Source organism: Kluyvera georgiana ATCC 51603 (assembly GCF_001654985.1).
Taxonomy (GTDB): Bacteria; Pseudomonadota; Gammaproteobacteria; order Enterobacterales; family Enterobacteriaceae; genus Kluyvera; species Kluyvera georgiana.
Genome location: NZ_LXEU01000001.1, coordinates 1 through 9,804, shown reverse-complemented (window position 1 = coordinate 9,804; position 9,804 = coordinate 1). Strand labels below are relative to the sequence as shown.

The window sequence follows — 9,804 nt, the reverse complement described above, 5'->3', positions numbered from 1 at the left end:
GTTTTCCCCCTCTCCCTCAGGGAGAGGGCCGGGGTGAGGGTTGTTTTCAGGCCGGATACTACCCGGCATAAATAAACGAATTTAAGGAAGCATGTTATGGCACTTTGGGGCGGGCGTTTTTCTCAGGCAGCAGATCAGCGGTTCAAACAGTTCAACGACTCTTTACGCTTTGATTATCGCCTGGCGGAGCAGGATATCGTTGGCTCTGTAGCCTGGTCCAAAGCGCTGGTGACGGTTGGCGTACTGACGGCGGAAGAGCAATCTCAACTGGAAGCGGCGCTGAGCGTGCTACTGGAAGAAGTTCGCGCTAATCCGCAGCAGATCCTGGAAAGCGACGCCGAAGACATCCATAGCTGGGTGGAAGGTAAGCTGATCGATAAGGTCGGCCAACTGGGTAAAAAGCTGCATACCGGGCGTAGCCGTAACGACCAGGTTGCTACCGACCTCAAGCTGTGGTGCAAAGACACCGTGGCGGAGCTGCTGGACGCGAATCGTCAGCTGCAAAACGCGCTGGTGGAAACCGCGCAGGTGAACCAGGACGCGGTGATGCCGGGCTACACCCACCTGCAACGCGCGCAGCCGGTCACTTTTGCTCACTGGTGCCTGGCCTACGTTGAGATGCTGGCGCGTGACGAAAGCCGCCTGCAGGATACCCTCAAGCGTCTGGACGTCAGCCCGCTGGGCTGCGGCGCGCTGGCGGGTACCGCTTATGAAATTGACCGTGAACAGCTGGCGGGCTGGCTGGGCTTCGCGTCCGCGACCCGCAACAGTCTGGACAGCGTGTCTGACCGTGACCACGTGCTGGAGCTGCTGTCTAACGCTTCCATCGGTATGGTGCACCTGTCGCGTTTCGCGGAAGACCTGATCTTCTTTAATACCGGTGAAGCGGGCTTCGTTGAGCTGTCCGACCGCGTGACGTCAGGCTCTTCCCTGATGCCGCAGAAGAAAAACCCGGATGCGCTGGAGCTGATCCGCGGTAAATGCGGCCGTGTGCAGGGCGCGTTGACCGGTATGATGATGACCCTCAAAGGTCTGCCGTTGGCTTACAACAAAGACATGCAGGAAGATAAAGAAGGCGTATTCGACGCGCTGGATACCTGGCTGGACTGTCTGCATATGGCGGCGCTGGTGCTGGACGGTATCCAGGTGAAACGCCCACGTTGCCAGGAGGCGGCACAGCAGGGTTATGCCAATGCTACCGAACTGGCGGATTATCTGGTTGCTAAAGGCGTGCCGTTCCGTGAAGCGCACCATATCGTGGGTGAAGCGGTGGTGGAAGCCATTGCCCAGGGCAAGCCGCTGGAAGATCTGCCTCTGGCCGATCTGCAGAAATTCAGCGCGGTGATTGGCGATGACGTTTACCCGATTCTGTCCCTGCAATCGTGCCTCGATAAGCGTGCGGCAAAAGGCGGCGTTTCGCCGAAGCAGGTGGCGCAGGCGATTAGCGACGCGAAGGCGCGCCTGAGCTAGCGCTTAATTGCCGGATGGCGGCGTAAACGCCTTATCCGGCCTACGTAGCCTGTAGGCCTGATAAGCGAAGCGCCATCAGGCAACATCGAGGCACATTGTTGGATACAGCCCGGCCGAGCGCAGCGACGCCGGGTTTTTTACGCGCAAAAAAAGCGGGCCACGGGGCCCGCAAACGTTCATGTTGGCTTTAGTTAGTCGAGTTTTGAGAGAAACTCAGAAATCCACGCGGCGACTTCAAAGGGTTAAACAAGGAACCGCGCTGTTTCTGTGGTCTATTATTAAACAGAATCCTTGATAGGGATAATCATTCATTGCTATTCTATCTATCGCCATGAACTATCGTGGCGATGGAGGATGAATAATGAATATTCGCGATCTTGAATACCTGGTGGCATTAGCTGAACACCGGCATTTCCGCCGGGCGGCAGATTCCTGCCACGTCAGCCAGCCAACCCTGAGCGGGCAGATTCGTAAACTGGAAGATGAACTGGGCGTTATGCTGCTGGAACGCACCAGCCGTAAGGTGCTGTTTACCCAGGCCGGGCTGCTGCTGGTGGACCAGGCGCGTACCGTGCTACGCGAGGTCAAAGTGCTGAAGGAGATGGCTAGCCAGCAGGGGGAGACGATGTCCGGCCCGTTGCATATCGGCCTGATCCCGACCGTTGGCCCGTACCTGCTGCCCCACATTATCCCAATGCTGCACCAGACGTTCCCGAAGCTGGAAATGTACCTGCACGAAGCGCAGACCCATCAGCTGCTGGCGCAGCTGGATAGCGGTAAGCTGGACTGCGCCATTCTGGCACTGGTGAAAGAGAGCGAAGCCTTTATTGAGGTGCCGCTGTTTGATGAACCAATGATGCTGGCGATCTATGAAGATCACCCATGGGCCGAGCGCGATCGCGTGCCGATGTCGGATCTGGCCGGTGAGAAACTGCTGATGCTGGAAGACGGTCACTGCCTGCGCGATCAGGCGATGGGCTTCTGTTTTGAAGCCGGTGCGGATGAAGATACCCACTTCCGCGCAACCAGTCTGGAAACGCTGCGTAATATGGTAGCGGCGGGCAGCGGTATTACCTTACTGCCCGCGCTGGCCGTGCCGCAGGAGCGTAAACGTGATGGTGTCGTTTACCTGCCATGCATTAAGCCGGAGCCGCGCCGCACCGTTGGGCTGGTCTATCGACCGGGATCGCCGCTGCGCAGCCGCTATGAGCAGCTGGCAGAGACCGTCCGCGAGAGTATGGACGGTCATTTCGATAAGACGTTAAAACAGGCGATTTAAGCCGTTTAGCGCCGCTACCCGATAGGCTTCTGCCATCGTCGGGTAGTTGAAGGTGGTGTTAACGAAGTATTCAATGGTGTTACCGCCGCCTTTCTGCTCCATGATCGCCTGGCCGATATGAATAATTTCGGCTGCGCGTTCGCCAAAGCAGTGAATGCCGAGGATCTCTTTTGTCTCCCGATGGAACAGGATCTTCAGGCTTCCCACGCTCATCCCGACGATTTGCGCTCGCGCCAGGTGTTTAAACTGGGCACGTCCGACTTCGTACGGAACCTTCATGGCGGTGAGCTGCTGTTCAGTTTTGCCCACGGAGCTGATTTCCGGAATGGTGTAGATGCCGGTCGGAATATCTTCAATCAGATGTGCGGTGGCTTCACCTTTCATCAGCGCCTGGGCGGCAATACGGCCCTGATCGTAAGCAGCAGAGGCCAGGCTTGGATAACCGATCACGTCGCCGACGGCATAAACGTGCGGCAGCGCGGTCTGGTACATGCTGTTCACTTTCAGCTGGCCGCGGCCATCGGCCTGCAGGCCAATATTTTCCAGCGACAGCGAGTCAGTGTTACCCGTACGGCCATTGGCGAACAGCAGGCAGTCTGCCTTCAGCTTCTTGCCGGACTTCAGGTGCATGATCACGCCATCGTCCACGCCTTCAATCTTCTCGTACTCTTCGTTGTGGCGAATGACCACGCCGCTGTTCCAGAAGTGATAAGAAAGCGAGTCTGACATCTCCTGGTCGAGGAAAGCCAGCAGTCGGTCGCGGGTGTTGATTAAGTCAACTTTCACGTCCATACCACGGAAGATAGACGCGTATTCGCAGCCAATAACCCCGGCGCCGTAGATAATGACGTGGCGAGGTTCGTGGTGCAGACTCAGAATCGAATCGCTGTCGTAAATGCGTGGGTGGGTGAAATCAACGTCGGCTGGACGATATGGGCGTGAACCGCAGGCGATCACGAATTTGTCGGCGGTTAGCGTTTCAACGGAACCGTCCGGGCATTCCAGCGCGATGGTGTGTTCATCGACGAAACGGGCGTCTCCCTGCAGCATTTCACAGTGATTGCGCTCATAAAAACCCTGACGCATGCGAGTTTGCTGATTGATAACACTATCGGCATGATTCAGGATGTCGGCAAAAGAAGAGCGGAGAAGTCGGCTGTGGTCGCTGTAGAGAGGGTTCTGGTTGAATTCGATAATACGGCTGACGGCATGGCGAAGGGCTTTGGACGGGATGGTACCCCAGTGGGTACAGCCGCCGCCGACATTATGATAACGCTCAATAACGGCGACACGGGCTCCTTGCTTCACCAGACCCATAGCAGCGCCTTCGCCGCCGGGGCCGGAACCAATTACTATTGCATCATAATCGTAGGAATGTGGCATGGTAGGGCTTACCTGTTCTTATACATAAAAGCAACAGAATAATAACATCATCGAAGGTATAACCCAATTATCGTTGGGCTTTTTTCATACGAAATAGCATAAATAGCATGTAAACAATCATTAACAAAGCGACGTAAGTCGATTCGTTTTAATCTCTGGTATAGTGCCAGCATGTCATGTGGAAGGATTCAGTTATCGTGATGGGCGTTAGAGCGCAACAAAAAGAAAAAACCCGGCGGTCGCTGGTCGAAGCGGCATTCAGTCAACTGAGTGCTGAACGTAGTTTTGCCAGCTTGAGCCTGCGCGAAGTCGCGCGTGAGGCGGGAATTGCGCCAACCTCCTTTTATCGCCATTTCCGTGATGTGGACGAACTGGGGCTGACCATGGTCGACGAAAGCGGCCTGATGCTGCGTCAGCTGATGCGCCAGGCACGTCAGCGTATCGCCAAAGGCGGCAGCGTGATCCGCACTTCCGTCTCAACCTTTATGGAATTTATTGGTAACAACCCGAACGCCTTCCGTCTGCTGCTGCGTGAACGTTCCGGGACGTCTGCCGCCTTCCGTGCCGCGGTGGCGCGTGAAATTCAGCACTTCATTGCGGAACTTGCTGACTATCTGGAAATCGAAAACCATATGCCTCGTGCGTTCACGGAAGCGCAGGCCGAGGCGATGGTGACAATCGTATTTAGCGCGGGAGCGGAGGCTCTGGATGTTAGCCTTGAGCAGCGCCGACAGCTGGAAGAGCGGCTGGTGCTGCAGTTACGGATGATCTCCAAAGGCGCGTACTACTGGTATCGCCGTGAACAAGAGAAGACGACACATCAGTCCGAATAAGGTGGTAAACGAGCAATGAAACAGTCAGGTCAAGAAAAGGGTACGCTGCTGCTGGCGCTGTTAGCTGGCTTATCGATTAACGGCACGTTTGCAGCCCTGTTTAGCTCCATCGTACCTTTCTCCATTTTTCCGATTATCTCACTGGTGCTGACGGTCTACTGTCTGCATCAGCGCTACCAGAACCGCACGATGCCGGTAGGGCTGCCTGGCCTGGCGGCCGGCTGCTTTATCCTTGGCGTGTTGCTATACAGCACCGTGGTGCGTGCGGAGTACCCGGATATCGGTTCTAACTTCTTCCCGGCGGTACTGTCGGTGGCGATGGTTTTCTGGATTGGCGTGAAGTTACGTAACCGCAAGCAGGAATCGTAATTATGGCGTAGGCCGGATAAGGCAAATCCGCCATCCGGCAATCTGCTCAGGACTTGCCGGATGGTGCTACGCTTATCCGGCCTACCTTCAGTCTTACTTCTTCGTTAACAGCACGCCGCATTCCATATGGTGGGTATACGGGAACTGGTCGAACAGCGCGAGGCGTGAAACCTTGTGCGTCTGGCTCAACGTTTTCAGGTTCTGGCACAGCGTCTCCGGGTTACAGGAGATGTACAGAATGTTCGGGTATGCCTGTACCATTTTCTCCGTTTCGCTATCCAGCCCGCTGCGCGGCGGATCGACGAAAATCGTTTCACACTGATAGCTTTTCAGATCAATGCCCTGCAAGCGGTTAAATTCCCGCACGCCGTTCATCGCCTGAGTAAACTCCTCTGCTGCCATGCGGATAATCTGCACGTTGTCGATCTGGTTGGCGGCAATGTTGTACTGCGCCGCCGCGACGGACGGCTTGGCGATTTCAGTGGCCAGCACGCGGTTGAAGTTGCGCGCCAGCGCCAGCGAGAAGTTGCCGTTGCCGCAGTACAGTTCCAGCAGATCGCCCTGTGAATTGTGCGTGGCGTCCAGCGCCCACTCCAGCATCTGGATGTTCATGGCGGCGTTCGGCTGGGTAAAGCTATTCTCGACCTGGCGGTAGATCATCTCTTTGCCCGCTACCGGCAGGCGCTCATCGATATAATCTTGATCCAGCTCGATTTTGGTTTTGGTTGCGCGGCCAATCAGGTGCACATTCAGCCCTTGCGCACGGAGCGCATCGCGCAGCGCTTCGGCCTGCTTGCGCCATTCGTCGTCGAGCTTTTTATGATACAGCAACGAGACCACCGCCTGATTGCTGAGCGTGGTGAGGTAGTCAATCTGGAAAAGCTTATGACGCAGGGCGTGGTTATCGCGTACGCCGTCAAGCATCGCGGTCATTAGCGTGTTGATCAGTTCGCTGGCGGCCGGGAAGGTATCAACGCGAATGCGGCTTTTGGTCTGCTGGTCGAACATGATGTGGTACAGATCATCGCCGTCGTGCCAGATGCGGAATTCAGCGCGCATACGGTAGTGGCTGACCGGCGAACGGAACACCTCCGGCGCGGGTGCGCTAAACGGCGCCATCATCGTTTGCAGGCGAGTCACTTTCTCGGCGAGCTGCGCGTCGTACTGTTCGGTTGGGAGGTGTTCGGGGGTCATGATGCATCCTGAATAATAAAAGTACGCGGGGATTGTAGGGCCTGCTCGGGGGATGTCCAGTGTCGATGCAGGTGAAAATCATAAATAGCAGTCTGGACATCCATATGTAACTAAATGTAGCATCCCCGTACCGGTCCTGTGAGTTAAAAGGGAACCCAGTGTAAATCTGGGGCTGACGCGCAGCGGTAAGGACGGTGAGAAACGAGCGCACAAAGTGCAGACACTGCGGCTGGCCGTGGGAAGTCATCGTTTCTTTATATAGCCTCCAAGCCCGAAGACCTGCCGGATGACGTCGCATGAGGTTTTATCGTCGCGAGCAACTGATAAAGCCTGCGGCATCCTTTTTCTGTTTCGGATGCTTTGAAAAATGATTAAAAAAGCTTCGCTGATGACGGCGTTATCCGTCACGGCTTTTTCCGGCTGGGCGCAAGGCAGCAATTCAGACACGCTGGTGGTCACCGCCAACCGCTTCCAGCAACCTGTTAATACCGTGCTGGCGCCAACCGACGTGGTGACGCGTGATGATATTCAGCGCTGGCAGTCGAAAGATCTGAATGATGTGATGCGCCGTTTGCCCGGCGTTGATATCTCGCAGACCGGCGGCATGGGTAACAGCGCTTCTCTTTATGTCCGTGGCACTGAATCGCGCCATGTGCTGGTGTTGATTGACGGCGTACCGATGGCGCGGGCCGGGATAGGCAACGCGATTGATATTAGCCAAATCCCGGTGTCTCTGGTACAGCGCATTGAATACATTCGCGGGCCGCGTTCAGCCGTGTACGGTTCCGGCGCGATAGGCGGTGTGGTCAATATCATTACCATGAGTGACGATGAGCGTGCGCAGATTAACGCCGGAGTGGGTTCGGACGGCTATCAGACCTACGATGGGGCGGTGAATAAACGCTTTGGCGACACGATGATAACGGCAGCAGGCGCCTACCAGACAACGAAGGGATTTAATATCGTCCCAGATTCTCCATACAGTGGCGACAGTGACCGCGATGGCTATCGGAATAAGCTGTTCTGGGGGGCCGTGCAGCACAAGTTTGATGATAGCTTCTCGGGTTTCTTCCGTGGTTATGGATACACGGCTAACAGTGATTACGATCAGAATACGATGTATGGCTCTCCTGAAGGTAATGACGAAGCTCAGAACTACAACCAATCCTGGGATACCGGGCTGCGTTATAACTCCGGTATCTATTCTTCTCAACTGATCGCTAACTATCAGCATCTTAAAGACTATAACTACACGAATAACCTTGGTCGCTATGCTGGCCAAGCCACATTGGATGATATGGAACAGCGTTATATCCAGTGGGGGAACAACCTTGAGGTTGGGCACGGGGCGATTAGCGGTGGGGTGGACTGGAAGCAGGAAAAGCTGGTTTCCGGCAGCACGACAAAAACCGATGCCTATAAACGTGATACGACGGGCCTTTACCTGACCGGGCAGCAGCAGATTGATTCCGTTACGTTGGAAGCATCTGGCCGTGAGGATCACGATGAGCAGTTTGGTTGGCACGGAACGTGGCAAACAGCTGCAGGTTGGGAATTTATTGATGGTTATCGCGCAACGCTTTCTTATGGCACCGGCTTCCTGGCCCCCTCTTTGGGGCAGCAGTATGGTGCAACGCGTTATGCATATGGAAGTAACCGAGGCATCATTGCCAACCCGAATCTGCAACCTGAAGAATCTAAACAGTGGGAAGCAGGAATTGACGGCATTACGGGGTCGTTGGATTGGAGGCTTTCTGCGTACCACTATGAAATTCAAAACCTGATTGATTATAAAAGCTCAAGCCAATACAGCGAGTACGTCAACGTGAAGTCGGCCACCATTAAAGGCGTAGAGTGGACGGGGAACATCACGACTGGCTCGGTAGAACATCACCTGACACTGCAGTATGTTGATCCGCGTGATGACGAAACCGACCAGGTTCTTGCTCGTCGCGCGAAACAGCAGGTGAAGTATGAAGTCACAGGGGAGGTTTACGGTCTTGGCTGGAATATCGCTTACCAATATTTGGGACAGCGCTATGACAACAGCTACGACGAGACAACTGGCTCCTCCAGTCGGGTGAAAATGGGCGGCGTCAGCCTGTGGGATATCGGATTGTCATATCCGGTCACCTCACACCTGACAGTTCGTGGTAAAATAGCCAACCTGTTCGATAAAGATTACGAGACAGTTTATGGCTACCAAACTGCAGGACGGGAATACACCTTGTCTGGCAGCTACACCTTCTGAACCACGTCCCACCGTGCTGGTCTTTGACTCTGGCGTCGGTGGGCTGTCGGTCTATGATGAGATCCGGCATCTTCTGCCGGATCTCCATTACATCTACGCTTTCGATAACGTCGCGTTTCCCTATGGGGAGAAGAGCGAGGAATTTATCGTCGAGCGAGTCCTGGAAATCGTGACTGCGGTACAGCAGCGCTATCCGTTAGCGCTGGCGGTGATTGCCTGTAACACGGCGAGCACGGTATCGCTGCCTGCGCTGCGCGAAAAATTCGCCTTCCCGGTTGTCGGCGTCGTACCTGCTATTAAACCGGCGGCACGGCTGTCGGCTAACCGCATTGTGGGGCTGCTGGCGACGCGGGGTACGGTGAAACGTCCTTATACTCACGAGCTGATCGCGCGCTTTGCGAATGAATGCCGCATTGAGATGTTAGGTTCCGCCGAGCTGGTGGAGCTGGCGGAAGCAAAACTGCACGGAGAACCGGTCTCGCTGGAAGAACTGCGCCGCATTCTGCGCCCGTGGCTGCGGATGCCGGAGCCGCCGGACACCGTTGTGCTCGGTTGTACCCACTTCCCTCTATTACAAGAGGAGTTGCTGCAGGTGCTGCCGGAAGGAACGCGCCTGGTGGATTCCGGCGCGGCGATTGCACGGCGTACGGCCTGGTTGCTGGAACATGAAGCGCCGGATGCAAAATCGAGCGACGCGAATCTGGCTTATTGCATGGCCCTGACGGCAGAAACTGAACAACTTTTACCCGTTTTACAGCGTTATGGCTTTGAAACGCTCGAAAAACTACCTGTTTCAGCCTGATTTGTTCAAAAAAGAGACGGTTGAAAAGTTTTTTTAAAACAGGGCTTGTCAACGTCTCAGAACTCCCTATAATGCGCCTCCACTGACACGGAACAACGGATTATAAGCCGCCGGGTCAGCGAGGTTCTCCTGAGAATCTCAACGGAGAAAAGCGAAATAAACGCTTGACTCTGAAGCGGGAAAGCGTAATATGCACATCCCGCGCCGCTGAGAAAAGCGAAGC

At 55.2% G+C, this 9,804-nt stretch carries 8 protein-coding genes and 1 riboswitch; of the genes, 6 read left to right on the top strand and 2 right to left on the bottom strand.

All coding sequences use genetic code 11. From position 1 onward, the window contains the following. The first annotated feature begins 96 nt into the window (after positions 1-96). Both argH and oxyR read left to right on the top strand, forming a co-directional pair. On the top strand, positions 97-1,470 hold the full coding sequence (gene argH, locus M989_RS00040; RefSeq protein WP_064540309.1) for an argininosuccinate lyase: 1,374 nt from the start codon (positions 97-99) through the stop codon (positions 1,468-1,470). A 361-nt stretch (positions 1,471-1,831) separates the two neighbouring features. Then, positions 1,832-2,749: a DNA-binding transcriptional regulator OxyR gene (gene oxyR, locus M989_RS00035; protein ID WP_064540305.1), complete on the top strand. Its 918-nt coding sequence runs from the start codon at positions 1,832-1,834 to the stop codon at positions 2,747-2,749. Here oxyR and sthA read toward each other — a convergent pair. Continuing rightward, positions 2,732-4,132: a Si-specific NAD(P)(+) transhydrogenase gene (sthA, locus tag M989_RS00030; protein ID WP_064540302.1), complete on the bottom strand. Its 1,401-nt coding sequence runs from the start codon at positions 4,130-4,132 to the stop codon at positions 2,732-2,734. The genes oxyR and sthA overlap by 18 nt on opposite strands. Positions 4,133-4,329: 197 nt before the next feature. On the opposite strand from sthA, the gene fabR reads away from it, so the two are divergent. Further along, positions 4,330-4,965, top strand: a complete 636-nt coding sequence (fabR, locus tag M989_RS00025) for an HTH-type transcriptional repressor FabR (RefSeq protein ID WP_064540299.1) — start codon at positions 4,330-4,332, stop codon at positions 4,963-4,965. A gap of 15 nt (positions 4,966-4,980) precedes the next feature. Continuing rightward, entirely contained in the window at positions 4,981-5,334 is a 354-nt protein-coding gene (locus M989_RS00020; protein ID WP_064540296.1) for a YijD family membrane protein, read from the top strand. A gap of 93 nt (positions 5,335-5,427) precedes the next feature. Here M989_RS00020 and trmA read toward each other — a convergent pair whose 3' ends face one another. Then, positions 5,428-6,528, bottom strand: coding sequence for a tRNA (uridine(54)-C5)-methyltransferase TrmA (trmA, locus tag M989_RS00015; protein WP_064540293.1), 1,101 nt, complete (start codon positions 6,526-6,528; stop codon positions 5,428-5,430). 114 nt (positions 6,529-6,642) lie between these two features. Then, positions 6,643-6,829, top strand: a riboswitch (cobalamin riboswitch). Positions 6,830-6,895: 66 nt separating this feature from the next. Here trmA and btuB point away from each other — a divergent pair. Further along, the gene (btuB, locus tag M989_RS00010; RefSeq protein WP_064540290.1) at positions 6,896-8,779 is read left to right on the top strand and encodes a TonB-dependent vitamin B12 receptor BtuB; all 1,884 of its coding nucleotides are present in this window, start codon (positions 6,896-6,898) and stop codon (positions 8,777-8,779) included. Further along, on the top strand, positions 8,724-9,581 hold the full coding sequence (gene murI, locus M989_RS00005) for a glutamate racemase (protein WP_064540286.1): 858 nt from the start codon (positions 8,724-8,726) through the stop codon (positions 9,579-9,581). Before btuB ends, murI begins: the two co-directional genes overlap by 56 nt. Positions 9,582-9,804 lie beyond the last annotated feature (223 nt).